22 protein-coding genes are annotated in these 25,942 nt (G+C 62.0%); 16 read left to right on the forward strand and 6 right to left on the reverse strand.

Annotation, left to right across the window (positions count from 1 at the left end):
* Position 1: 1 nt before the first annotated feature.
* The 4 genes from AU074_RS08035 to AU074_RS08050 all read left to right on the forward strand — a co-directional run bounded on the left by AU074_RS08035 (position 2) and on the right by AU074_RS08050 (position 4,975).
* Positions 2-1,060, forward strand: a complete 1,059-nt coding sequence (locus tag AU074_RS08035; RefSeq protein ID WP_003212859.1) for an alpha-ketoacid dehydrogenase subunit beta — start codon at positions 2-4, stop codon at positions 1,058-1,060.
* Positions 1,061-2,344, forward strand: coding sequence for a dihydrolipoamide acetyltransferase family protein (locus AU074_RS08040; RefSeq protein ID WP_076014268.1), 1,284 nt, complete (start codon positions 1,061-1,063; stop codon positions 2,342-2,344).
* Positions 2,345-2,347: 3 nt separating this feature from the next.
* On the forward strand, positions 2,348-3,727 hold the full coding sequence (lpdA, locus tag AU074_RS08045) for a dihydrolipoyl dehydrogenase (protein ID WP_076014269.1): 1,380 nt from the start codon (positions 2,348-2,350) through the stop codon (positions 3,725-3,727).
* A 228-nt stretch (positions 3,728-3,955) separates the two neighbouring features.
* Entirely contained in the window at positions 3,956-4,975 is a 1,020-nt protein-coding gene (locus AU074_RS08050; RefSeq protein ID WP_076014270.1) for a branched-chain amino acid aminotransferase, read from the forward strand.
* Between the two features lie 139 nt (positions 4,976-5,114).
* On the opposite strand, the gene AU074_RS08055 is transcribed toward AU074_RS08050, so the two are convergent.
* Complete coding sequence (locus AU074_RS08055) at positions 5,115-6,011, reverse strand: GNAT family acetyltransferase (protein WP_076014271.1); 897 nt, start codon at positions 6,009-6,011, stop codon at positions 5,115-5,117.
* Positions 6,012-6,299: 288 nt separating this feature from the next.
* On the opposite strand from AU074_RS08055, the gene ctlX reads away from it, so the two are divergent.
* From ctlX to AU074_RS08090, 7 genes are all read left to right on the forward strand, one after another.
* Positions 6,300-7,226, forward strand: coding sequence for a citrulline utilization hydrolase CtlX (ctlX, locus tag AU074_RS08060; protein ID WP_076014272.1), 927 nt, complete (start codon positions 6,300-6,302; stop codon positions 7,224-7,226).
* Between the two features lie 11 nt (positions 7,227-7,237).
* The gene (locus AU074_RS08065) at positions 7,238-8,284 is read left to right on the forward strand and encodes an ornithine cyclodeaminase (protein WP_076014273.1); all 1,047 of its coding nucleotides are present in this window, start codon (positions 7,238-7,240) and stop codon (positions 8,282-8,284) included.
* 374 nt (positions 8,285-8,658) lie between these two features.
* Positions 8,659-9,438, forward strand: coding sequence for an ABC transporter substrate-binding protein (locus tag AU074_RS08070; protein ID WP_076014274.1), 780 nt, complete (start codon positions 8,659-8,661; stop codon positions 9,436-9,438).
* A 144-nt stretch (positions 9,439-9,582) separates the two neighbouring features.
* Positions 9,583-10,284, forward strand: coding sequence for an ABC transporter permease (locus AU074_RS08075; protein WP_076014275.1), 702 nt, complete (start codon positions 9,583-9,585; stop codon positions 10,282-10,284).
* A complete protein-coding gene (locus tag AU074_RS08080; protein WP_076014276.1) occupies positions 10,281-10,994 on the forward strand; it encodes an ABC transporter permease in 714 nt (237 codons plus the stop codon). The genes AU074_RS08075 and AU074_RS08080 overlap by 4 nt, the downstream gene beginning before the upstream one ends.
* 3 nt (positions 10,995-10,997) lie before the next feature.
* Entirely contained in the window at positions 10,998-11,843 is an 846-nt protein-coding gene (locus AU074_RS08085) for an ABC transporter ATP-binding protein (protein ID WP_305886493.1), read from the forward strand.
* A gap of 12 nt (positions 11,844-11,855) precedes the next feature.
* Positions 11,856-12,353 carry an Lrp/AsnC family transcriptional regulator gene (locus AU074_RS08090; RefSeq protein ID WP_003208571.1) on the forward strand — a complete coding sequence of 166 codons (498 nt, stop codon included), beginning with the start codon at positions 11,856-11,858 and terminating at the stop codon, positions 12,351-12,353.
* 119 nt (positions 12,354-12,472) lie between these two features.
* Here AU074_RS08090 and AU074_RS08095 read toward each other — a convergent pair whose 3' ends face one another.
* From AU074_RS08095 to AU074_RS08110, 4 genes are all read right to left on the reverse strand, one after another.
* Positions 12,473-13,306: a TIGR03915 family putative DNA repair protein gene (locus AU074_RS08095; protein WP_076014277.1), complete on the reverse strand. Its 834-nt coding sequence runs from the start codon at positions 13,304-13,306 to the stop codon at positions 12,473-12,475.
* Positions 13,303-14,523 (reverse strand): putative DNA modification/repair radical SAM protein, encoded by a 1,221-nt coding sequence (locus AU074_RS08100; protein WP_017476886.1) that lies wholly within the window; start codon positions 14,521-14,523, stop codon positions 13,303-13,305. Before AU074_RS08100 ends, AU074_RS08095 begins: the two co-directional genes overlap by 4 nt.
* Positions 14,524-14,707: 184 nt before the next feature.
* Positions 14,708-16,045, reverse strand: coding sequence for a lysine N(6)-hydroxylase/L-ornithine N(5)-oxygenase family protein (locus AU074_RS08105; protein WP_076014278.1), 1,338 nt, complete (start codon positions 16,043-16,045; stop codon positions 14,708-14,710).
* Between the two features lie 128 nt (positions 16,046-16,173).
* Positions 16,174-16,656, reverse strand: coding sequence for a sigma-70 family RNA polymerase sigma factor (locus tag AU074_RS08110; RefSeq protein WP_076014279.1), 483 nt, complete (start codon positions 16,654-16,656; stop codon positions 16,174-16,176).
* A 270-nt stretch (positions 16,657-16,926) separates the two neighbouring features.
* Here AU074_RS08110 and AU074_RS08115 point away from each other — a divergent pair, with 270 nt between their 5' ends.
* From AU074_RS08115 to AU074_RS08125, 3 genes are read left to right on the forward strand one after another with little or no spacing between them, the layout of a single operon-like run.
* Complete coding sequence (locus AU074_RS08115) at positions 16,927-18,099, forward strand: efflux RND transporter periplasmic adaptor subunit (protein ID WP_076014280.1); 1,173 nt, start codon at positions 16,927-16,929, stop codon at positions 18,097-18,099.
* Positions 18,100-20,067: a MacB family efflux pump subunit gene (locus AU074_RS08120; RefSeq protein WP_076014281.1), complete on the forward strand. Its 1,968-nt coding sequence runs from the start codon at positions 18,100-18,102 to the stop codon at positions 20,065-20,067. It begins immediately after the preceding gene.
* 7 nt (positions 20,068-20,074) lie between these two features.
* A complete protein-coding gene (locus AU074_RS08125; RefSeq protein ID WP_076014282.1) occupies positions 20,075-21,469 on the forward strand; it encodes an efflux transporter outer membrane subunit in 1,395 nt (464 codons plus the stop codon).
* Positions 21,470-21,496: 27 nt separating this feature from the next.
* Here AU074_RS08125 and AU074_RS08130 read toward each other — a convergent pair whose 3' ends face one another.
* On the reverse strand, positions 21,497-23,125 hold the full coding sequence (locus AU074_RS08130; protein ID WP_076014283.1) for a PvdJ/PvdD/PvdP-like protein: 1,629 nt from the start codon (positions 23,123-23,125) through the stop codon (positions 21,497-21,499).
* Positions 23,126-23,297: 172 nt separating this feature from the next.
* On the opposite strand from AU074_RS08130, the gene pvdM reads away from it, so the two are divergent.
* Entirely contained in the window at positions 23,298-24,644 is a 1,347-nt protein-coding gene (pvdM, locus tag AU074_RS08135; RefSeq protein ID WP_076014284.1) for a pyoverdine-tailoring dipeptidase-like protein PvdM, read from the forward strand.
* A gap of 9 nt (positions 24,645-24,653) precedes the next feature.
* Positions 24,654-25,934 (forward strand): aminotransferase class V-fold PLP-dependent enzyme, encoded by a 1,281-nt coding sequence (locus tag AU074_RS08140; protein ID WP_076014285.1) that lies wholly within the window; start codon positions 24,654-24,656, stop codon positions 25,932-25,934.
* The last annotated feature ends 8 nt before the right edge of the window (positions 25,935-25,942 follow it).

The following is a 25,942-nucleotide window of genomic DNA, read 5'->3' on the forward strand; positions in this document are numbered from 1 at the left end:
CATGAACGATCACAACAACAATATCGAGCTGGAAACCGCCATGACCACCACGACCATGACCATGATCCAGGCCTTGCGCTCGGCCATGGATGTGATGCTTGAGCGCGACGACAATGTGGTGGTGTTCGGCCAGGACGTCGGTTACTTCGGCGGCGTGTTCCGTTGCACCGAAGGCTTGCAGAACAAATACGGCACCTCGCGGGTGTTTGACGCGCCGATCTCCGAAAGCGGGATCGTCGGCGTGGCCGTCGGCATGGGCGCCTATGGCCTGCGGCCGGTGGCCGAGATTCAGTTCGCCGACTACGTGTACCCCGCCACCGACCAGATCATTTCCGAAGCGGCCCGCCTGCGTTACCGTTCGGCCGGCCAGTTCACTGCACCGCTGACCATGCGCATGCCCTGCGGCGGCGGCATCTACGGCGGCCAGACCCACAGCCAGAGTATTGAAGCGGTGTTCACCCAGGTCTGCGGCCTGCGCACGGTGATGCCATCCAACCCGTACGACGCCAAGGGCTTGCTGATCGCTTCCATCGAAAACGATGACCCGGTGATCTTCCTCGAACCCAAGCGCCTGTATAACGGCCCGTTCGACGGCCACCACGACCGCCCGGTAACCCCGTGGTCGAAGCATCCGCAAGCGCAAGTACCGGACGGTTACTACACCGTGCCGCTGGACGTGGCCGCCATCGCCCGCCCGGGCAAGGACGTGACCATCCTCACCTACGGCACCACGGTGTATGTGTCGCAAGTCGCCGCCGAAGAAACCGGCATCGATGCTGAAGTCATCGACTTGCGCAGCCTGTGGCCGCTGGACCTGGAAACCATCGTCAATTCCGTGAAGAAAACCCGCCGCTGCGTGATCGTTCACGAAGCCACCCGTACCTGCGGGTTCGGCGCCGAGTTGGTGGCGCTGGTGCAGGAGCATTGCTTCCACTACCTGGAAGCGCCAATCGAGCGCGTCACCGGTTGGGACACCCCCTACCCGCACGCGCAAGAGTGGGCGTATTTCCCTGGCCCGACCCGAGTGGGCGCGGCTTTGCATCGGGTTATGGAGGTCTGAATGGGCACGCACGTTATCAAGATGCCGGACATTGGCGAAGGCATCGCAGAAGTTGAATTGTCGGTATGGCACGTCAAGGTCGGCGACCTGGTGGTAGAAGACCAGGTGCTGGCGGACGTGATGACCGACAAGGCCATGGTGGACATTCCGTCGCCGGTGCACGGCAAGGTGATTTCCCTCGGCGGCGAGCCAGGTGAAGTCATGGCGGTCGGCAGTATCTTGATCAGCATTGAAGTGGAAGGCGCAGGCAATACCAGGGAGTCGGCGTTGTCGGCGGTGGTTGAAGAGGTCGCGCCTGCACCGGCTCCTTCACCGAAAGTCGAAGCCAAGGCCGCGCCGGTGGTTGAGCCCAAGCCGGCAGCCAAACCTGCAGTGGCGGCTGCGCAAGCGCCCGTCGCCCGCGAGGCCGATGACCGCCCGCTGGCCTCCCCGGCCGTGCGCAAACATGCGCTGGATGCTGGCATCCAGCTACGACTGGTCCAGGGCTCCGGCCCGGCCGGCCGGATTCTGCATGAAGATCTGGACGCTTACTTGCTCCAGGGTCCGGCGAAAAATACCGGTGCCTCCAACCCGTACGCCGAACGCAACGACGAACAGCAAATCCCGGTGATCGGCATGCGCCGCAAGATCGCCCAGCGCATGCAGGACGCCACCCGACGCGCCGCGCATTTCAGCTACGTGGAGGAGATCGACGTCACGGCCCTCGACGAGTTGCGCGTGCACCTCAACGAGAAACACGGCGCCACCCGCGGCAAGCTGACCCTGCTGCCGTTCCTGGTGCGGGCCATGGTCGTCGCATTGCGCGACTACCCGCAGATCAACGCGCGTTATGACGACGAAGCCCAGGTCATCACCCGCCTCGGCGCGGTGCATGTGGGCGTCGCCACCCAGAGCGATGTCGGCCTGATGGTGCCGGTGGTGCGTCACGCCGAAGCCCGCAACTTGTGGGGCACGGCGGAAGAAATCAATCGTCTGGCAAATGCTGCGCGCAATGGCAAGGCCAGTCGCGATGAGCTGTCGGGTTCGAGCATTACCCTGACCAGCCTGGGCGCATTGGGCGGGATCGTCAGCACACCAGTGCTGAACCTGCCGGAAGTGGCCATCGTCGGAGTCAACCGGATTGTCGAGCGGCCGATGGTGATCAAGGGCCAGATTGTAATCCGCAAGATGATGAACCTCTCCAGTTCCTTCGATCACCGGGTGGTCGATGGCATGGACGCGGCGCAATTCATCCAGGCCATCCGTGGCCTGCTCGAACAACCCGCCAGCCTGTTCCTGGAGTAACCCATGTCTCAAACATTGCACACCACGCTGCTGATTATCGGCGGCGGGCCTGGCGGTTACGTCGCAGCGATTCGCGCCGGCCAACTGGGCATCCCGACCATTCTGGTGGAGGGCCAATCGTTGGGCGGCACCTGCCTGAATATCGGCTGCATTCCGTCCAAGGCACTGATCCATGTCGCCGAACAGTTCCAGCAAACCGTGCACCACAGCCAGGGTTCGCCGCTGGGCATCGAAGTCGATGTGCCGACCCTGGACATCGGCAAAAGCGTGGAATGGAAAGACGGCATCGTTGACCGCCTGACCACCGGCGTTGCCGCGCTGCTGAAAAAGCACAAGGTCCAGGTCATTCATGGCTGGGCCAAGGTCGTGGACGGCAAGACCGTCGACGTCGGCGACCAGCGCATTCAGTGTGAACACCTGCTGCTGGCCACCGGCTCGAAAAGTGTCAACCTGCCAATGCTGCCGATTGGCGGGCCGATCATCTCGTCCACCGAAGCTCTGGCGCCGAAACGCATCCCTAAACGCTTGATCGTGGTGGGCGGTGGTTACATCGGCCTGGAGCTGGGGATTGCCTATCGCAAGCTCGGCGCCGAGGTCAGCGTGGTTGAGGCTCAGGACCGAATCCTGCCGGCCTACGACGCCGAACTGACCCAACCGGTGGCCGAATCCCTGAAGCAGTTGGGGGTGAAGGTGTTCCTGAAACACAGCGTCACCGGCTTTGAAAACAACACCCTGCAAGTGCGCGACCCCAGCGGCGAGACGCTGTCGCTGGAAACCGACCAGGTGCTGGTTGCCGTTGGTCGCAAGCCCAACACCCAGGGCTGGAACCTCGAAGCCTTGAACCTGGACATGAACGGCTCGGCGATCAAGATCGATAGCCGTTGCCAGACCAGCATGCGCAACGTGTGGGCCATCGGCGACCTCAGCGGTGAGCCGATGCTCGCCCACCGCGCCATGGCCCAGGGCGAAATGGTTGCCGAACTGATCAGCGGTAAATCCCGCGAATTCAACCCGGCTGCGATCCCGGCGGTGTGCTTCACCGACCCGGAACTGGTGGTAGTCGGCAAGACCCCGGACGAGGCCAAGGCCGCAGGCCTGGACTGCATCGTCTCGAGCTTCCCGTTCGCCGCCAATGGCCGGGCGATGACCCTGGAGTCGAAAACCGGCTTCGTGCGGGTAGTGGCGCGCCGCGACAATCACCTGATCGTCGGTTGGCAAGCGGTCGGTGTGGGCGTCTCGGAATTGTCCACCGCCTTCGGCCTGAGCCTGGAAATGGGATCACGCCTGGAAGACGTGGCGGGCACCATCCACGCCCACCCAACCCTCGGCGAAGCGGTGCAGGAAGCAGCGCTGCGGGCCCTGGGGCACGCATTGCACATGTAACGGGCGATCACACCCAACTCCCAACTGTAGGAGCGAGCTTGCTCGCGAAAAAACCGGAGAATACCGCTGGGCACCAGGTTTCCAGCGTCATCGTTCACGACCTTCGCGAGCAAGCTCGCTCCTACAGGGGGTGCGAACGCACCGGGGAATGAAGTATTGTTGCGCCCATCCAGAAATAAACCATAAGCCTGCCTTCGATCAGGCGGTTGACAAAAGATAGAGGGTGTCATGGGTAACGAAAGCATCAATTGGGACAAGCTGGGTTTTGACTACATCAAGACCGACAAGCGTTTCCTCCAGACCTGGAAAGACGGCGCCTGGCAAGAAGGCACCCTGACCGACGACAACGTGCTGCACATCAGCGAGGGCTCCACCGCCCTGCACTACGGCCAGCAATGCTTTGAAGGCCTCAAGGCCTACCGCTGCAAGGACGGTTCGATCAACCTGTTCCGTCCGGACCAGAACGCCGCGCGCATGCAGCGCAGCTGTGGCCGCCTGCTGATGCCACAAGTGCCGACCGACGCCTTCATCGAAGCCTGCAAAGCAGTAGTCCGCGCCAACGAGCGGTTCATCCCGCCCTACGGCACCGGCGGCGCGCTGTACCTGCGCCCGTTCGTGATCGGCACCGGTGACAACATCGGCGTGCGCACCGCACCAGAGTTCATCTTCTCGATCTTCTGCATCCCGGTGGGCGCCTACTTCAAGGGCGGCCTGACCCCGCACAACTTCCTGATCTCCGGTTACGACCGTGCCGCGCCGAACGGCACCGGCGCGGCCAAGGTCGGTGGCAACTACGCCGCCAGCCTGATGCCTGGTTCCCTGGCGAAAAAAGCCAACTTCGCCGACTGCATCTACCTCGACCCGGCCACCCACTCGAAAATCGAAGAAGTCGGCTCGGCCAACTTCTTCGGGATCACCCACGACAACAAGTTCGTCACCCCGAACTCGCCGTCGGTGTTGCCAGGCATCACCCGCCTGTCGCTGATCGAGCTGGCCAAATCCCGCCTGGGCCTGGAAGTGGTTGAAGGCGACGTGCTGATCGACAAGCTGTCGGACTTCAAGGAAGCCGGCGCCTGCGGCACCGCAGCCGTGATCACCCCGATCGGCGGCATCGAGTACAAAGACCAGCTGCACGTGTTCTACAGCGAAAAAGAAGTCGGCCCGGTCACCCAGAAGCTCTACAAAGAGCTGACTGGCGTACAGTCCGGCGACGTAGAAGCGCCTGAGGGCTGGATCGTCAAGGTCTAAGCAACACTGCAAAACCAAAATGTGGGAGCGGGCTTGCTCGCGAAAGCGGAGTGTCAGTCGACAGATTTATTGACTGATACTCCGCATTCGCGAGCAAGCCCGCTCCCACATTTGATTTCAGTGTTTGGAAAACCGAAGTTCAGGCTTTATCCGTCGGGATGTTTTCCAGGATCTTCTTGCCCATGCTGATCCGCGGCTCGGCGCCATAACCCAACGCCTCATAAAACCCCATCACCGCATCATTGCCGCTGGTGATCTGCAGGTTGATCTTCATGCAGCCCAACGCAGTCAACGCCTGTTCCGCATGCCGCACCAGCGAAGCGCCCAGGCCCTGACGGCGATAATCGTTATGCACCGCCACCGAATACAGCCAGCCACGATGCCCGTCGTAGCCGGCGAGAATGGTGCCGATCACCGCTTTCTTGTCAGTGGCCACAAAAAACAACCCATCGTTGACCGCCAGCTTCTTATCGATCGCCAGGCCCGGCAGGTTGTGCGCCGCGTCATAACCAAACGCCGCCTGCCACAGCGCTACCACCTGCGCCCGATGCGGCCGGTCGCGATAGGCGCCAATGGGATGGCGCGATGACAGCGACTTCTCCATCACCAGCGTGCGTTCATTACCATGGTAAACATCGCGTACCGTATGAAACCCCAGCTTGGTATAGAACGGCTCGGCCGTCAGCGAAGACGGCACATTCAGCGTCGTCACCCCGGCCTCCCGCGCCCGCAGCTCGATTTCAATCATCAGCAAACGCCCGATGCCCTGCCCTTGCAGCGCCGGATTGACGAACACCGAGCGCACAACATTGGCATCAAGCGCCGCCGTGGCAACGATCACCTCATCCTGAATCGCCACCAGCACCGTTCGACGTCCAAGCAATCCCAGCACCGCCTCGGGGGTAAAGTTGCTCGCCACCCGCGCAATCACATCAGCCGGATAATCCCGGGCATTGCTGTCATGCAGGGCCGCCAGAATGACCTGGCTGATGCCCTCGGCATCGGTGGTTTGGGCGAGACGAACTTCAGTGGGCATGGGCACTCCTTAATGACGGACTCAATTCCTGCAACGTCCCCATACTAATGTGGGAGCTGGCTTGCCTGCGATAGCGGTCTGTCAGTCAACGCTTGATTGGCTGATACACCGCTATCGCAGGCAAGCCAGCTCCCACATTTCGATCTCCACTCACCTTCACAGCCGATTCGGCTGCACCACCCCACTTTTCAGCTTTCCCGGCTGAGCCACCCCCTCACTTCAGCCGGGATTCTTCCGTCACACCGCACAAAATAGCTTCACTGCCCAACCCCATGGACCCGTGCACCCATGCAAACCACCAACACCGTCCTGATGATCCGCCCGGCGCACTTCGCCTTTAACCCGGACACCGCGATCAACAACCGCTTCCAGCGCGTGCCCCTCGACCCATTGGCTGCACAGCAGAAAGCGCTGGAAGAGTTCGACGGCTACGTCGATACCCTGCGCCACCACGGCGTGGAAGTGCTGGTGGTACAAGACACCCCCGCTCCCCACACCCCGGATTCGATCTTCCCCAACAACTGGTGGAGCAGCCACGCCGACGGCAGCCTGGTGCTGTACCCGATGGAAGGCCAGAACCGACGACTGGAGCGCGACAAAGGCGTGCTGCAAGTACTGGAGCAGCGCTTCGCGATCCACAACACCATCGACTTCAGCCACCTTGAACAACAGAACATGTTCCTGGAAGGCACCGGCAGCATGGTCCTCGACCGCCAGCACCGCATCAGCTACGCCTGCCATTCCGGGCGTACCCATCAGGACGCCCTGCGCCAGTTCGCCGAACGCCTCGACTACCAACTCTGCGTATTCCACGCCGTCGACCGCCACCACGCGCCGATCTACCACAGCAACGTGATGATGAGCGTCGGCCGCGACCTTTCCGTGGTGTGCCTGCAAGCCCTGCCCGACGACCACGAGCGCCAGGCCCTGGAACGCTCCCTGCGCGACACCGGCAAAGACATCGTCGCCCTGGACTTCGACCAACTGGAAGCCTTCGCCGGCAACATGCTGGAAATCCATGACCGCAACGGTCAGCCGCTGCTGGTGATGTCGGCCAGCGCCTGGGGCTCGCTCAAGCCGGCCCAGCGCCAGCATGTGGAACGCCACACCCGCCCGGTGGTGGTGAACATCGACAACATCGAACGCATCGGCGGCGGCAGTGCCCGCTGCATGTTGGCGGAAGTGCATCTGCCCACCCGCCGCTCATTTCAATAAGGAGTCTTCCCATGACCCGCTATATCGACGTCAACGACTTGAGCTACCTGGTTTCGCAAAAAGGCCTGCAAACCTGCATCACCGAGATGGCCGAGTACATCCGCGCCGACTACCTGCGCTGGCAGGACTTTGAAAAATGCGCACGCCTGGCCAACCATTCGCCCGAGGGCGTGATCGAGTTGATGCCGGTGTCCGACGCCTCGCTCTACGCCTTCAAATACGTCAACGGCCACCCGAAAAACACCCAGAGCGGCATGCTCACCGTCATGGCCTTCGGCGCACTCGGCGATGTGGACACCGGCAAACCGGTACTGCTGGCGGAAATGACCCTGACCACCGCGATCCGCACCGCCGCCACCTCGGCCCTGGTAGCGCGTTACCTGGCCCGGGACAACAGCCGCAGCATGGCGTTGATCGGCAATGGCTCCCAGAGCGAGTTCCAGGCCCTGGCCTTCCACGCGATGTTGGGCATCACTGAAATCCGCCTGTTCGACATCGATGCCAAGGCCACCGCCAAACTGGCGGCCAACCTGAAAGCCTTCCCGGCGATCAAGGTGATCCTGGCGGGCAGCGTGGCCGAAGCCGTGAAAGGTGCCGACATCGTCACCACCGTCACCGCCGACAAGGCCTACGCCACCATCCTCACGGACGAGATGATCGAGCCGGGCATGCACCTTAATGCCGTCGGCGGCGACTGCCCGGGCAAGACCGAGCTGGACCGACGAATCGTCGAACGTGCCCGTGTGATCGTCGAGTACGAACCCCAAAGCCGCATCGAAGGCGAAATCCAGCACATGCCGGAAGATTCGCCGGTCACCGAGCTGTGGCAAGTGATCAACGGCCAGGCCCCGGGCCGTGAAAATGCGCGCCAGGTCACCCTGTTCGACTCGGTGGGTTTTGCCATCGAAGACTACTCCGCCCTGCGTTACGTGCTGGACGTGGCCAAGGCGCTGGACGTGGGCAGCGAACTGGAACTGGTACCGGACCTGGCCGACCCCAAGGACCTGTTTGCCCGCCTGGCACAAGCACCGGCCGCACAGCAGAAAAAGCGCGCCTGAGACCGCTCTGGCCTGCTGCTTTGCGTGAGCAGCAGGCCGGAAAAACCCAACCGGCAAGCCGATTTAGCGGGTGCGACAGCCGTTTCCGCTGTAGCTCGCGTTTTAACAGCACATTCCGCGCGCCGCGGCAGGGGTAAACGACACAAAAAACGCACCATCTTGAAGCATTCTCTCTGACAACAAACAGCCCAATGTGGTGAGGCAGCCCAATGTGGCGAGGGAGCTTGCTCCCSCTGGAGTGCGTAGCGCTCCCAGGATTTTGAGGCCGCTACGCAACTCAGCGGGATCAAGCTCCCTCGCCACAAAAAGCCTCTTCACCTTAGCGTTCAGTTTTCTACTGCCCTGACATCAATTACAAAATATAGGGAATACACATGACTCCGCTCCGATCACTTTTCGCTGCGCTGCTCCTGCCATTGGCCGCAACCGCTGCCCAGGCTCAGGAATGGAAAGAAATCCGCTTTGGGGTCTTCCCCGAATACCCACCGTTTGAATCAGTCGCCGCCGATGGCAGCCTGCAAGGTTTCGACATCGACCTGGGCAACGCCATCTGCGCCAAGCTTGAAGTCAAATGCGTGTGGGTCCACAACGAATTCGACGGCATGATCCCGGCCCTGCGCGCACGCAAGTTCGACGCCATCATGTCCTCCATGGCCGTCACCCCGGCCCGCCAGAAAGTCATCGACTTCAGCGACCGCCTGTTCCTCAGCCCGACCTCGGTGATCACCCGCAAAAGCGCCGACTTCGGCGACACCCCCGAATCCCTGAAAGGCAAACAGGTCGGCGTGCTGCAAGGCTCGCTGCAAGAAGCCTACGCCCGTGCACACCTGGCCAGGCTGGGCGCGCAGATCAAGGCTTACCAGTCCCAGGAGCAGAACTACGCCGACCTGCAAAACGGTCGCCTGGACGCCACCCTGACCGACAAGCTCGAAGCCCAGCTCAACTTCCTGTCCAAGCCTGAAGGCGCCGACTTCAAGACCGGCCCGGCCTTCAAGGACCCGACCCTGCCGCTCGACATCGCCATGGGCCTGCGCAAGAACGACAAGGAGTTGGTGGAGCTGATCAACAAGGGCATCGCCGCCGTCCAGGCCGATGGCACCTACACACAGATCCAGAAGAAATACTTCGGCGATCAGGATATCTACAACGAGTGATGCCCAAGCCTGGCAAAAATCCCCTGTAGGAGCGAGCTTGCTCGCGAAAATCGTCAACGATAACGCGTGAACCCAGAGTAAACGCGGGGCCTTTGAGTTTTTCGCGAGCACGCTCGCTCCTACCTATGAGAGATCTCCTCCTCCATGAATGAATTCCTCAACTTGCAAGGCTTCGGCCCGTTGCTGGCTCAGGGTGCCTGGATGACGGTCAAGCTGGCGTTCCTGGCGCTGCTGCTGAGCCTGTCCCTGGGCCTGATCGCCGCCGCTGCCAAGCTCTCCAGCGTCAAGCTGCTGCGGGTTCCGGCCACGCTCTACACCACGCTGATTCGCAGCGTGCCGGACCTGGTGCTGATCCTGCTGATTTTCTACAGCCTGCAACTGTGGCTCAACGACCTGAGTGAAATGCTCGGCTGGGCTTACTTCGAAATCGACCCGTTCACCGCCGGTGTCATCACCCTCGGGTTTATCTACGGTGCGTATTTCACCGAGAACTTTCGCGGGGCGATTCTCAGCGTGCCCGCCGGCCAACTCGAAGCCGCTACCGCCTACGGCCTGAGCCGCTGGCAGCGCTTTCGCCTGGTGCTGTTCCCACAACTGATGCGCTTTGCCCTGCCGGGCCTGGGCAATAACTGGCTGGTGCTGCTCAAGTCCACGGCGCTGGTGTCGATCATCGGCCTCTCGGACCTGGTCAAGGCCGCGCAAAACGCCGGCAAGACCACCAATGACCCGCTGTATTTCCTGATCCTCGCGGGCCTGGTGTACCTGGTGATTACCACCCTCTCCAACCGCATCTTCAAACGCCTGGAACGGCGCTACAACGTGGGTATCAAGGGGATGGCGCGATGATCGAACTGATCCAGCAATACGGCCTGGCCTACCTGTTCACCGACGGCAACGGCTTTTCCGGGGTGGCCATGACCCTGTGGCTGTTCATTATCTCGGTGGTGCTGGGCTTCTTCCTGTCGATCCCGCTGGCGATCGCCCGGGTCTCGGAGCACTTCTGGGTTCGCTGGCCGGTGGAGGTCTACACCTACCTGTTTCGCGGCACGCCGCTGTATATCCAGTTGCTGATTTGCTACACCGGCCTCTATGGCCTGGACGTGGTGCAGGACAACGCCTTGCTCAACCAGTTTTTCCGCAATGCGCTGAACTGCACGCTGCTGGCGTTTGTGCTGAACACCTGCGCCTACACCGTGGAAATCTTTGCCGGGGCGATTCGCAACATTCCCCACGGCGAGATCGAAGCTGCCAGGGCCTACGGCCTGCACGGCTGGCGCCTGAACCTGTTTGTGGTGGTGCCCGCCGCACTGCGCCGTGCACTGCCGGCCTACAGCAACGAAATGATCCTGATGCTGCACGCCACCTCCCTGGCGTTTACCGCCACCATCGCCGACATCCTCAAGGTGGCCCGCGATGCCAACGCCGAGACGTTCCTGACGTTCCAGGCCTTCGGCATCGCGGCCCTGTTGTACATGCTGCTGTCCTATGCACTGGTGGGCCTGTTTCGACTGGCCGAACGTCGCTGGATGCGTTTTCTTGTTCCTACCCGAGGCTAACCCATGAATCAGTCCGCGCAGGCCCTGGCCACTTATCCAACCGATGTACGCCCCGCTACCCAACCGGTGGCCATGGCAGAAAATGCCAACGTCAAACTCCAGGTCGAAGGCCTGCACAAACGCTATGGCGAACATGAAGTGCTCAAGGGCGTCTCGCTGAACGCACGCAACGGCGACGTGATCAGCCTGATCGGCGCCAGCGGCTCCGGCAAAAGCACGATGCTGCGCTGCATCAACTTCCTCGAGCAGCCGGACGCCGGGGTCATCACCCTCGACGGCATCAGCATCGAAATGCAGCCAGGCCGCGCCGGCACCCGGGCGCCGCACCAGGCGCAATTGCAGAACCTGCGCACCCGCCTGGCCATGGTGTTCCAGCACTTCAACCTGTGGAGCCACATGACCGTGCTGGAAAACATCACCATGGCCCCGCGCCGGGTGCTCGGCGTGAGCGCCGCAGAGGCGGAAAAACGCGCACGCCTGTACCTCGACAAGGTCGGCCTGCCGGGCCGGGTGGCGGATCAATATCCGGCATTCCTGTCCGGTGGCCAGCAACAGCGCGTGGCCATCGCCCGGGCCCTGGCGATGGAACCGGAGATTATTCTGTTCGACGAACCCACCTCGGCCCTCGACCCTGAACTTGTAGGAGAAGTCCTTAAAGTCATACAGACGTTGGCGGAGGAAGGTCGTACCATGCTCATGGTCACCCACGAAATGGGCTTTGCCCGTCAGGTGTCCAGCCAAGTGCTGTTCCTGCACCAGGGCCGCGTCGAGGAACAAGGCGGAGCCGAAATCCTCGACCAGCCGAACAGCGAACGCTTGCAGCAATTTCTTTCCAACCGATTGAAGTGAACACCACACACCATGGATACCAAGGCCACCGGACCGAACGCCTCACCTGTGCTGGACCGCATCGATGAAGCCATCATCGACGTGTTACGGCACCAGGGACGCATCACCTACGAAAAACTCTCGTCGCTGGTGCACCTGACGCCCAGGCCGTGCCTGGAACGGGTACGCAAGCTGGAGCGACGCGGGGTCATCCGGGGTTATGGGGCGATCATCGACGTGCAGATGGTTTCGCCGGGGCTGTCACTGCTGGTACTGGTGGCCCTCTCCAACCAGAGCGGGCGCTCGGCGCAGAAGGCATTCGAGGCATGCGTCAAAGCCTGCCCGCAAGTGTTCGAATGCCAACTGATCAGCGGGCCGTTCGACTACAGCCTGCGCATGCGCTGCCGGGACATGGAGCACTATCGGGTGCTGACGGAAACCTGGTTGAACAATGATGAATTGCACATTGATAAGTTGGTGGCGCATCCGGAGTTGGCGGTCGTAAAAAACACCGCGACCGAACTGGCCTGAACCCGCCCCTCCAGGCAATAGAGATCAAATGTGGGAGCGGGCTTGCTCGCGAATGCGGTGTATCAGTCGCTGGATGTGCTGCTGACACACCGCATTCGCGAGCAAGCCCGCTCCCACCTTTAACCGTGCCCGCTTGAAATCCGCTTGCCTGGACGCGCCCCGATCATCTTCGCCTGCCCATCCCGCTGCTTGCCCGTACGCGCCTCGCTGATCAACCCCGGAATCAACTTGCCCTCCGGCAGATTCTTCCAGAACCGACTCGGCAAATGCCCTTCCATTACCTTGGGATTCAACCGCGCCGGGTTAAAGATATGGCTGTAGTACGTCAGCCACATCGCACTGTGGGGATCCTCGACATTCTGTGCCAACGCCTGCCACTCCACCGGGCATTGCCGCCGATGCATCAACTGCTCCCCGTCGTAATAAACCCCGTCCAACGGCGTGGCGATCATCCAGCGGTGACGCCCCATGCGCCCGACAAAATGCTGGCTGGCAACCTTCAAGATGTCGTGGGCCGGCTCATGCCAAGCCACGTACTCGGGCAACTCCGGCCCCGCCTCTGCCGGCAACGCGATAAACCGCACAAACGCATGCAGGTGATGTGCCTCGCGCTGCACCTGCTTGATCCGCCGCTGCAACTCGCTGCCCAGCTTGTCCCCCGACATCATCGCCGTGCGGTCCCCATGGCTGACGCGCCACAACACCTCGTACAACAGGCTCCAGCGCTGTTCACCGTGATAACACGCGGCAGACTCCAGCAGCTCCAGCAGCGCCTTGGGAATCCGCGCCTGGAACGGCCCGCACTCCGCCGGGTACTGCTCGTCGGTGGCAAACAGGTCCGCCACCTCGGCCACGCCCCAACTCACGTGGCTGGGGTCAATCTGATGGCTGAGCAACCAGCGCGCCTGCTCGCGCCAGGTGCTGAACAGGTTGTCGCATTCCAGGCTGATCATCCCCATAGCCCCATTTGCTGCGGCTGCGGACGGTCGCGCAGTTGTTCGCGCAGCAGCACGCTGGTGCTTTCCGCCTGTTGCGGATGGTAGTCACTGGTGATGAAAAACGGCTTGGCCTTGGCCAGCACACAACGCATGCGCGCCAGGTCCTCGAAGCGGATCTTGCGCTGGCGACGCAGGTCCACCAGCCGCTGGGTGGTGCGCAGGCCGATCCCGGGAATGCGCGCAATAAGCGTCGGCTCGGCGCGGTTCAAGTCCAGCGGGAATACCTCGCGGTGCTCCAGGGCCCAGGCCAGTTTCGGGTCGATATCCAGGGCCAGGTCACCCGGCCCTTCAAACAGCTCATTGGCACTGAACCCGTAGCTGCGCAACAGGAAATCCGCCTGATACAAGCGGTGCTCGCGCATCAGCGGCGGCGCGGCCAGGGGCACGCTTTTCGGGCTGTTGGGGATCGGGCTGAACGCCGAGTAATACACCCGGCGCAATTTGAAATTGCCGTACAACGCCTCGGCACTGTGGAGGATGGTGCTGTCGTCGGTGTCATCGGCGCCGACGATCATCTGCGTGCTCTGCCCGGCCGGCGCGAAACGCGGCGCGCGGGGTTCGTTAAGCACGGTCTGTTCACCGGTGTAGATGGTTTGCATCGCCTGCTTGATCGAGACGATCTGCTTCTCGGGCGCCAGGGTTTGCAGGCTCTTGTCTGTCGGCAACTCGATATTCACGCTGAGGCGATCGGCATACCGCCCCGCCTCGGCAATCAGCGCCGGGTCGGCTTCGGGAATGGTCTTGAGGTGGATATAGCCACGGAAGTCATGCTCTTCCCGCAGGAGTTTGGCGACCCGCACCAACTGCTCCATGGTGTAGTCGGCCGAACGGATGATGCCGGAGCTGAGAAACAGCCCGCTTACGCAATTACGTCGGTAGAAATCGAGGGTCAGGGTCACCACCTCTTCCGGGCTGAAGCGTGCACGGGGCACGTCGCTGGAACGGCGGTTGACGCAGTATTGGCAGTCGTAGAGGCAGAAGTTGGTCAGCAATACCTTGAGCAAGGACACGCAGCGACCGTCGGGCGTATAGCTGTGGCAGATGCCCATGCCATCGGTGGAACCCAGCCCCGCCTTGCCTTCCGAGCTGCGCTTGGGCGCGCCACTGCTGGCGCAGGAGGCGTCGTACTTGGCGGCGTCGGCAAGGATGCTGAGTTTTTCGATCAACTGCATGGGACTTCTACCGATACTGGTTTTTTGTACAGTATCAGCAGCAAGCCCCGGGGTTCAAGTGCCGTCTGTAGGAGCGAGCTTGCTCGCGAAAAACCTGAGAGCGCTGCGGGGTATCAGGTTTCCATCGTCATCGTTGACGACCTTCGCGAGCAAGCTCGCTCCTACAATGGGCAGCGGTCAGTCCTCAGCTAGCGGTCGCGAACAAGAGATCCTGCACCGAACGGCCCTTGCCGCGGCTGCGATCGTATTCGTACAGCGACGCGGCAATCTCGTCGGCACGGATCGGCAGGATCGACAGCAAGGTGTCGCTCAAGCCATGGCTGGCCTGGCTGAAGCCCTGCATATAGATGCCGGCCTTGCAGCGCTCATCAGTGACGATGCGGTAGTCGCGGCTGACTTCGAAGTCGCCCATGTATTCGGCCAACGGTGCCAGCAACTGGCGGTGCATCTGGCGCTCGTAACCGGTGGCCAGTACCACGGCGTCGTAATGGTTGAGGCTGGTCTCGCCGGTGGCGTTGTTGCGCAATGCCAACTCGACGCCCAACGGCCCGGCGGTGGCTTTTTCCACGGTGGTCAGGGTACGGAACGCGTGACGGGCGATGCCGGAGACTTTCTGGCGGTAGAAGATCCCGTAGATACGCTCGATCAGGTCCAGGTCCACCACCGAATAGTTGGTGTTGTGGTACTCGTTGACCAAGCGCTCGCGCTCACTGCCGTTCTGCTGGAACACCAGGTCGGTGAACTCCGGCGAGAACACTTCGTTGACGAACGGGCTGTCATCGGCAGGTTTTAGCGCCGAACCGCGCAGGATCATGTCCACCTGCACCGAAGGGAAACTGTCGTTGAGGTCGATAAACGCCTCGGCCGCGCTCTGGCCACCACCGATGATCGCGATGCGCATCGGTTTGCCATCGACACACGGCTGCAGGGCCATGCGCGCCAGGTACTGGGAGTGATGGAACACCCGCCCGTCGTCCTTGAGCGCCTTGAACGACGACGGAATACGCGGCGTACCCCCGGCGCTGACCACCACCGAACGGGTCGTTCGCACATGCTGCTCACCCTGGGCATCCCGTGAGATCACCCGCAACGCCTCAACCTGCTGCTGATGCAGGATCGGCTCGATGGCCAGCACTTCCTCGCCATAACGGCTTTGCGCCTGGAACTGCCCGGAGACCCAGCGCAGGTAGTCGTTGTACTCCATGCGGCACGGATAGAAGGTGCCCAGGTTGATGAAATCTACCAGGCGCCCGTGGGCTTTCAGGTAATTGACGAAAGAATACGGACTGGTGGGGTTGCGCAGGGTCACCAGGTCCTTGAGGAAAGAAATCTGCAACTCACTCTGGGCCACCAGGGTGTTGCCGTGCCAACGGTAGTCGGCCTGCTTGTCGAGAAACAGCACGTCCAGCTTGCCCTGGGCTTTCTCGCGCTCTTGCAAGGCAATGGCCAGCGCCAGGTTCGAAGGGCCGAAACCGATACCGATCAGGTCGTGAACCGCGGGCGATGCAATTGCCTGTGTCATTCCAGTGTCCTCTGGATAAGCCCCGTGGCGTTGGGGGCGGGAAAGCCTCAGCGACCTGAAGGCACAGCAACAGGTCATGTGTTGATAGAAGACGAGGACAATGAAAAAAAATTTAGCTACCGCTGGAATCAGTGCGCATCCCACTCACGCATACGTGCCCGGCAATGCTTCATGGCATTGACGATATGTTTTTCCACCAGCGCGCGGGAAATACCCAGGCGTTCGGCGATTTGCAGGTGAGACATGCCTTCGAGCTTGCGCAGCAGGAAGCTGTCACGGCAGAGCGGCGGCAGTTCGGCCAGGGCGCGATCGAGCATCTCCAGGCGCTGGCCGTGATCCAGGCTGTGGTGGGGCGAGGACAGCGAAAAACGCTCTTCGCTGTCGAGTACTTCCAGGGGTTCATCCTGGTGCAGGGCGTTGCGCCGATGACCGTCAATCACCAGGTTCAGCGCCGTGCGATAAAGAAACGCCCGGGGCTGCTCGATCGGGACCTCACTGGCGCGCCCCAGCACCCGCACATAAGCGTCATGCACCACATCTTCGGCCACCTGACGGTTGCCCAGCCTGGCATTAAGGAAACACACCAGCTCGCGATAGTAGTTTTCCAACATGACTCCCAACCGCTTGGAGAGCGGCATTAGGTCCTTGAAATCGAAGATAACCGCCGTTTCGGTGACGCTGCTCGATGATGGCAGTTTGAGGCGTGTGTAATTTATAGTAATTCTCATCTAGTTTTAAAGAAGACTTGCATCGACAGGCCATTTTTTCTTCGACAAGAGCTGTAACCACATATGTAACGGCCTAAATCTTCGGCCAATTCTCTCGTTTACCTGACAGCTTCCCGCACCTGCGGCCCGATCTTTCCTGGCTGGAACCTAAGCATGAAACGCCCTCGACCTGCCCGACGCGCCCTGCTTGTGGTCGCGTGCCTGATTCCTGTTATTGCTGTCGCTGCCTGGCAGGTCCTGCCACCGGGCCGGGACCGCCTGACGACCGTCACCGTGACCCGGGGTGATATCGAAAGCAGTGTGACTGCGCTAGGCACCCTTCAGCCCCGGCGCTATGTAGACGTGGGTGCCCAGGCGTCCGGACAGATCCAGAAGATCCACGTCGAGGCGGGTGACGAGGTCAAGGAAGGCCAACTGCTGGTGGAGATCGACCCGTCCACGCAAAAAGCCAAGCTGGACGCGAGTCGCTATGCAATTGAAAACCTGCAGGCCCAGTTGCAGGAGCAACGGGCCCAGCACGAACTGGCGCGACAGAAGTATCAGCGCCAGCAACGGCTGGTGACGAGTAACGCCACGCGCGAGGAAGACGTCCAGACCGCCAAGGCTGAACTGAGCGCCACCCAGGCGCGTGTTGACATGTTCCAGGCACAGATCCGCCAGGCTCAGGCCAGCCTGCGCAGCGACGAAGCCGAACTGGGCTATACCCGCATCTACGCACCGATGTCGGGCACAGTGGTGGCCGTGGATGCTCGCGTTGGCCAGACCCTCAACGCTCAGCAGCAGACGCCGCTCATCATGCGTATCGCCAAGCTTTCGCCCATGACCGTCTGGGCCGAGGTGTCGGAGGCCGATATCGGCCACGTCAAACCCGGCATGAGCGCCTACTTCACCACCTTGAGTGGTGGAGCACGGCGCTGGACCAGCACGGTGCGGCAGATCCTGCCGATCCCGCCAAAGCCTCTCAACGAAACCAGCCAGGGCGGCGGCAGCCCTGCCAGTTCAAGCAAAAGCGGCAGCGGCCGGGTGGTGCTCTATACGGTGTTGCTGGATGTCGAAAACACCGACCATGCGCTGATGGCCGAAATGACCACCCAGGTATTTTTTGTCGCCAGTGCAGCCCACAACACCCTCACGGCGCCCATCGCAGCACTGCGCAGCGGCCCCACTCCAGACCGGCACATCGCCCAGGTGGTGGCGGCCAATGGCACGATCAAACGCCTCGAAGTGCGCACCGGTATCAGCGACCGGCGCCACATTCAGGTACTGGAGGGCTTGAACGAGGGCGATCACCTGCTGACCGGTACATCCGACGGCAAGGACGGCTGAATGCAAACGCCTCTGATCGAACTGCGCGATATTCGCAAGTCCTACGGCGGTGACGACAGCCCCAAGGTCGACGTGCTGCGAGGCATTGACCTGTCGATTCATGCGGGCGAGTTTGTCGCGATTGTCGGCACCTCGGGCTCCGGCAAATCGACCCTGATGAATATCCTTGGCTGCCTGGACCGACCCAGTCAGGGTGACTACCTGTTCGCCGGCGAAAACGTCGCCCAACTCGACAGCGATGAGCTGGCCTGGTTGCGTAGGGAAGCGTTCGGTTTTGTATTCCAGGGCTATCACCTGATCCCGTCGGGCTCGGCCCAGGAAAACGTCGAGATGCCAGCCATCTACGCCGGCCTGCCGGCAGCCGAGCGTCACGCCCGTGCCGCTGCACTGCTGGACCGCCTGGGCCTGGCCAGCCGCACCGGCAACCGCCCCCATCAATTGTCCGGCGGCCAACAGCAACGGGTGTCCATTGCACGGGCCTTGATGAACGGCGGGCACATCATCCTCGCCGACGAGCCCACCGGCGCCCTGGACAGCCAAAGCGGCGCGGAGGTCATGGCCCTGCTGGATGAGCTGGCAGGCCAGGGGCACGTGGTCATTCTCATTACTCACGACCGGGAAGTCGCCGCCCGCGCCAAGCGCATCATTGAAATCCGCGACGGCCAGATCATCAGCGATACCGCCCGACACGCCACCGCTGCCGATGCCCCCACAGGCGCCCTTCAGGCGGTGGACCTGCGCCAGCGCCTGGCCCTGGGCAGCGAGCACACCGGCGCCTGGAAAGGTGAACTGGTGGACGCGGTCCGCGCAGCCTGGCGGGTGATGTGGATCAACCGGTTTCGCACGGCGCTGACGTTGCTGGGGATCGTTATCGGCGTGGCCTCAGTGGTGGTGATGCTGGCCGTGGGTGAAGGCAGCAAGCGCCAAGTCATGGCACAGATGGGCGCCTTCGGCTCCAACATTATTTACCTCAGCGGCCACACGCCGAACCCACGCTCACCGCCTGGCATCATCACCCTGGATGACGTGGCTGCCCTTGCCGACTTGCCGCAGGTGCAACGCATCATGCCCGTCAACGGCGCGCGGGCGACGGTACGTTTCGGCAACCTTGACCACGCCGCCTACGTGGGTGGCAACGACACCAACTTCCCGACTATTTTCAACTGGCCGGTGGTCGAAGGCAGCTACTTTACCGAAGCGGATGAACAAGCAGCCTCGGCCGTGGCGGTGATCGGCAAGAAGGTCCGGGACACCCTGCTCAAAGACGTTGCCGACCCCATCGGCCAGTACATCCTGATTGAAAACGTGCCCTTCCAGGTGGTCGGCGTACTGGCCGGCAAGGGCGCAAGCTCTGGCGACCAGGACAGCGACGACCGGATTGCCGTGCCCTATTCCGCCGCCAGCATCCGACTGTTCGGCAGCCGCAATCCCGAATACGTGGCGATCGCCGCCGCCGATGCGCGCAATGTCAAAGACGCTGAACACGCCATCGACCAATTGATGCTGCACCTGCATGGCGGCAAGCGCGATTACGAACTGACCAACAACGCTGCGATGATTCAGGCCGAAGCCCGCACCCAGAACACCCTGTCGCTGATGCTGGGTGCGATTGCCGCCATCTCACTGCTGGTGGGTGGCATCGGCGTGATGAACATCATGCTGATGACCGTACGGGAACGCACCCGGGAAATCGGCATCCGCATGGCCACCGGCGCCCGCCAGCGGGACATCCTGCGTCAGTTCCTGACTGAAGCCGTGATGCTTTCACTGGTAGGCGGCGTGACCGGAATTGTCTTGGCCTTGCTCATCGGTGGTGTGTTGACCCTCAGCGATATCGCCGTTGCTTTTTCCTTCCCGGCAGGCCTCGGCGCGTTCGCCTGCGCGTTGGTGACGGGTGTCGTTTTCGGCTTTATGCCAGCCCGCAAAGCCGCTCGCCTTGACCCGGTCACGGCCCTTACCAGTGAATGATCGCCCCATGAAAGCGCAATTGTCCCTCCTCGCCGTCAGCCTGATGCTGGCGGCCTGCAGCAACCTGGCTCCTCCCGTAGACAGTGGTGTGCATGCGCCCGCCGCCTGGCAGTCACCCAACCCCGACACCCCACGCCAGGACACCCGAAAATGGTGGAGCACCTTCGGCAGCCCGGCCCTCGACCGGCTGGTGAGCCAAGCCCAGCTTGGCAGTTACGACCTGGCTGCCGCGATCGCCCGGGTACATCAGGCGCAAGCCAGTGCCGTGATCGCCGGTGCACCGCTGCTGCCCTCCGTGGTGGGCGGCGTCAATGCCAGCCGCCAGAAACTGCTGCGCGGCAAGGGCTACAGCCAACTGGATGTCGACGATGACAACAAGGCCGTGGACAGCTTTGACGCGAGCCTCACCGCCAGCTACGAAGTCGATTTCTGGGGTGGCCGCCGCGCCGCGCGTGACAGCGCAACACTTGGGGTGCGTGCCAGCGAATTCGATCAAGCCACCGTAGAACTGACCCTGCTCAGCGGCGTGGCCAACAGCTACACGCAAGCGTTGGCACTCCAGGAGCAAAACCGTATCGCCGCGCTGAACCTGGCCAACGCGCGCAACGTGCTTGACCTGGTCCAGGCACGCTACACCGCAGGTTCGGCCACCGCCCTGGAGCTGGCCCAGCAAAAGAGCCTGGTGGCGGCACAGCAAAGGCAATTGCCGCAGGTGCAGCAACAGGCGCAGGAGGCGGTAATCACCCTGGCGGCCCTGCTCGGTGTACCGGTGCAACAGCTCGACCTGGGGCAACAACGCTTCGAACACATCAACTGGCCGGGCATCGCCGCCGGGATTCCCAGTGAACTGCTCAGCCGCCGCCCTGACATTGCCAGCGCCGAGGCCCGACTTGCCGCAGCCCAGGCCGACGTGGTCGTGGCCCGTGCGGCCATGTTGCCCACCGTCCTGTTGGGTGCCAGCATCGGCTCGGGCGCCAGCACCGCGTCAGACATTCTGCGAAGCCCGTTCTACAACCTCACCGCCGGGCTCACCGCGCCCATCTTCGACAACGGGCGCCTGGGGGCCGAGCGCGACAAAACCCTGGCCCGCCAGGATGAGCTCCTGCAACTCTACCGGGGCGCGATCATCAACGGGTTTGCCGACGTTGAAAAAGCCCTCAACAGCATCCACGGCCTCGACGAGCAGCGGCAGTGGCAGCGTGAAGAGCTGGACCAGGCGCAGAGGGCTTTTGAGATTGCCCAGAGTCGCTATGAAGCAGGTGCCGAGGATTTGCTGACGGTGCTGGAGACTCAACGCACACTGTATGCAGCGCAGGACCTGAACGTGCAATTACGACTGGCGCGCATGCAGGCGAGTATCGCGCTGTACAAGGCTCTGGGGGGAGGCTGGCAGGCACAGTGAAGCCATGCCTGCCGCAGGGCTAACCGATCAGTCCCAGAAGGAACGTCCGAGGGACAGGTGCCGTGCATACCATGGGCGTTGCGGCACTCGACGGAACAGGTCCTTCATACTCTCATCCGCCTCGAAAATGATGCGCAGCGCCAGCTTCATGGTCTCCGGATCCATTTCTACCGAGGTACCCACCTGCAGCCCGGGTGTCGTGCTGCACCCGTGCGTGGTGGGGCCGAGCCAAGGGTCACCCGCTTCGACCCAGCGCCCCGGCGCAAACCAGGGCACGCCATTGACCTCCATGCGCGTCAGTTCACCGGGATGAAAGCGCTCGTGAGCGCGAAACCAATCTTCCAGCCGATCGTCGATCCACCCGTGAAAATGCCAGAACACCGGATTCACATGGGAAGAAAAAGGATCCCCCAGAAAGTCGTTTTCGGCGATATACCAGCGCGGCGAGAAATCGGCCTGCCCCCTGGCAAAGGGTACCGGCGCGTTGTTGGACGGGTCACGCGGCACCGAGGCCCAGCGCATGTGCAACCAATCATGCAGGCCCAGCTCGATTTCGGAGCCGAACTGGCCAAGGGTCAGTTTCGACAAATAACGGGGGTCCCGGCACTGAGATTCCCAGACCTGAAAGTTGCTGTGGTAGGTCTCGGCGGACTTGATGTCACTGACCCACTGGCTATAGGTGTCGTCCCCTTCCGCCAGCCAGGTTGGCGGTAACGCAAACCCGTCATGGTTATCGAAATAGTGGGCAAACCCCAGTCGATCGCGCAACAGCTCAGGCTGTGGCAAAGGAAAGTGGCGCCAGGAGGGCAGTGCCTGCATCGAACGCGCCGTGGCAAGCATGTGCCGGTGCATGAAAAAAAAGTCGATCCCGGAGCCGTTTCGGTCCTTGTCCGGCCCGCGTGCGCCACGCTCCTGGTCCCTGGGGCCCGGCTGCCAGCCGATACCGCGCAGGGCACCGCGCTTGTCCTCCGGCAACTTGTGCCATTTGTCCCGCGAGGCGTGCCACAACTGGTGGAACAGCCGATGCTGTGGAGCGATCAGCCAGGCGAGCAAGGTATCGTTCAGTCCGATCCGCTCACGGGCCTCGGGAAAGCGGCGTTTGACAGCCACAAAGCGCAGGTCCAGCTCGGGCAGCGCCAGGGCGCGATCCAATCGCTGTACAGATCCGCTGAGGGTGCCGGGCCCGGCGTTGCCATAGGCCGCCCATACTTCGTCCAGGCTCGCCTTGAATTCGTAGCCAGGTGCGCCATCGGCCGCATCGCTGCGCCCCACTCGCCAATACAGTTGGGCCGCGTTGCCCGGGGCCAGGTCGCCGACCACCTGGTAACGCGGCTCGGCATCACTGCGCAACGCCTCGGCGGTGTCGAGGACGCCTACCAGGCCACGCCCGCGCGGGGCAATGTCGAGAAACAGTTCCAGCCCCTCGACCGGCAAACCCTCCAGGCCACCATCGGCGCCGATAAACTGAATGTCCCAAACCCCGCGCAGGCTATTGGCCAAATGCTGGCCGGCGGTGTCCGCCAACTCGACCGTCGCCTCTCCCGGGGTTTCGGGATGCGCCTGGCGCAATAGCTCGCGACGCCCATAGAACGCTGCCGGAACGGCTGCTCCGGTCAGCGCCAGACCCGCCATGAACCATCGTCGAGAAATCGTCATTGCCCTACCTGTGTCAGCCCTGAAGCAGGCTTTATCCAAGCTAGAACGTTCATGGCGCGAGAAAATTTAAGCCGCGCCCCTGCGGCTAAATTTTTTCGCCCGCGGCTCGTTCTTCCCAGATAGCAAAGGCCCCTGCGCCTGCATTTCGACGGTAGACCTGACTGAGATGGCGATGATTAAACCTCGTTCGAAAAAAGCCCTGTATATCGGCCTCCCGCTGCTGGTAGCCGTGGCCGCCGGCGCGGCCTGGCTTGTCTGGAGCTACTCCTCCGGCTATCCCGTCAAGGTGATGAAGCAGGCGACGGAGTTGCAGGACCGCATCATTTCCTTCGACAGCCATATCACCGTGCCCTTGACGTTCGGCACCGAGGGCAACGAGGCTGACAAGGACGGCCCGCGGCAATTCGACCTGGCCAAAGCCAATCGTGGACGCCTGTCGGGCGCTGCACTGACCATATTTGGCTGGCCCGAAATGTGGAACGGCAACAACGCCCCCCATAAGCCCACTGCCGGGTTCGTCGATGAGGCCCGCAACCAACAGGAAGTGCGCTACAAAATCATCACGGGCATGGTTCGCGACTTTCCCAACCAGGTGGGCATCGCCTACACCCCGGACGATTTCCGGCGCCTGCACGGTGAAGGCAAGTTCGCAATCTTCATCAGCATGCTCAATGCCTATCCCCTGGGCGATGACCTCGACCAACTGAACCTGTGGACGGCCCGTGGCATGCGCATGTTCGGGTTCAGCTATGTCGGCAACAACAGCTGGTCCGACTCATCCCGCCCGCTGCCCTTCTTCAATGACTCACCGGACGCGCTCGATGGCCTGTCGGATATCGGCAAGCAGGCCGTGCAGCGCCTCAACGATCTGGGGGTGATCATTGATGTGTCGCAGATGTCGACCAAGGCCCTGGAGCAGGTTGCACAACTGAGCCGCACGCCGATGGTTGCCTCCCACTCCGCTCCTCGGGCGGCCGTGGATATTCCACGCAACCTCAGCGACAAGGAAATGCAGCTGATCAAGCAAAGCGGCGGCGTCGTGCAGGTGGTCGGGTTCGGCACCTACCTACGCCCACTGACGCAAAAGACCCAGGACAAACTCAATGCCCTGCGCGCACGGTTCGACCTGCCTCCCCTGCCTAACCTGCATGTCGCGCTGATGCCCGGCGACCCGATAATCGCCGCCTGGCCCGAGCAGAAATTCGGCCAGTACGCCAGCAGCCTGTACGCGATCCTCGATGAGGAGCCGAAGGCAACCCTCAAGGACCTGGGAGATGCCATCGACTACACCGTGCGCAAGATCGGTATTGATCACGTCGGTATTGCTTCGGACTTCAACGACGGTGGCGGCGTGCAGGGCTGGGACAACGTCAGCGAAATTCGTAACGTCACCGCTGAACTGTTGCAGCGAGGCTACTCGGAAGCGGACATCGCCAAACTGTGGGGCGGCAACTTCCTGCGGGTCTGGGACCAGGTCCAACAAGCAGCCAAACCCGTCGCCTCCCTTTCTGCCAAGTGAACTGCCGCCATGACTGATCGCCGCACCTTTCTCAAACATGCAGGCATTCTGGCTGCCAGCCTGCCCCTGGGCGCAGCCCTCGAGGCCCGGGCTGGCACAGCACCCGTGCCCGTCGTCAATCCCGATAAATGGGCGCAGCTGCGCCAACTGTTTACCCAGGACCCGGACTACCTGCACTTCTCCAACTTCCTGATCACGTCCCATCCCAAACCCGTGCGCGAGGCCATTGAACGCCACCGGGCCGAGCTGGACCGCAACCCCGCGCTGGCCATGGACTGGGACCTGCAGCACACCTGGAAATGTGAAGCCCAGGTGCGGGACTGGGCCGGGCGCTATCTGCAAGCCAAGCCCGGGCAGATCGCACTCACCGGCAGCACCACCGAAGGCCTGGCGATGATTTATGGCGGTATTCATGTACGGCCTGACCAGGAGATTCTGACCACCGTTCATGAACACTATTCGACCCGCAACAGCCTGCAGTTCCGTGTCGAGAAACAGGGCACCCAGGTGCGCAAGATCAAACTCTTCGATGACGCCCACCAGGTGTCGGCGGATGAAGTGCTTGGCTCGATTGCCAAGGGCATTCGCCCCAACACCCGCGTGCTGGGCATGACCTGGGTGCAGTCGGGCAGCGGCGTGAAGCTGCCCATCGGCGAGATCGGCAAACTGGTGGATGAGCACAACCGCGATCGCGATGAAAAGGATCGCATCCTCTACGTAGTCGACGGCGTGCACGGATTTGGTGTCGAAGACCTGGCGTTCCCGGACATGCACTGCGACTTTTTTATCGCCGGCACCCATAAATGGATGTTTGGCCCCCGAGGCACGGGGATTATTTGTGCCCGGTCCGAGGAGCTCAAGGACGTCACCCCCACCGAGCCGACCTTTTCCCAGGACACGGATTTCGCCACCACCATGACACCCGGCGGTTATCACGCTTTCGAACACCGCTGGGCCCTGGATGAAGCCTTCAAATTGCATTTGCAGCTGGGCAAGGCTCAAGTCCAGGCCCGCATCCATGAACTCAATGACTACCTCAAAAGCCGCCTGCAGGCCCACTCGTCCATCGAGCTGGTCACGCCCCGCAGCCCTGAGCTGTCAGCCGGGTTTACGTTTTTCAGGGTCAAGGGCCAGGACAGCGACAAGGTCGCCGCCTACCTGATGCACAACCGCGTCGTGGTCGATGCCGTGAATCGCGACGCCGGCCCGGTGGTGCGCAGCGCTCCCGGGCTGCTGAACAATGAAGGCGAGATTGATCGCTTCATGACCGTGCTCGAAAAGACCCTGTAACCCGCCAC

This window comes from Pseudomonas sp. ATCC PTA-122608 (assembly GCF_001952855.1).
In the GTDB taxonomy this organism is placed as follows: domain Bacteria; phylum Pseudomonadota; class Gammaproteobacteria; order Pseudomonadales; family Pseudomonadaceae; genus Aquipseudomonas.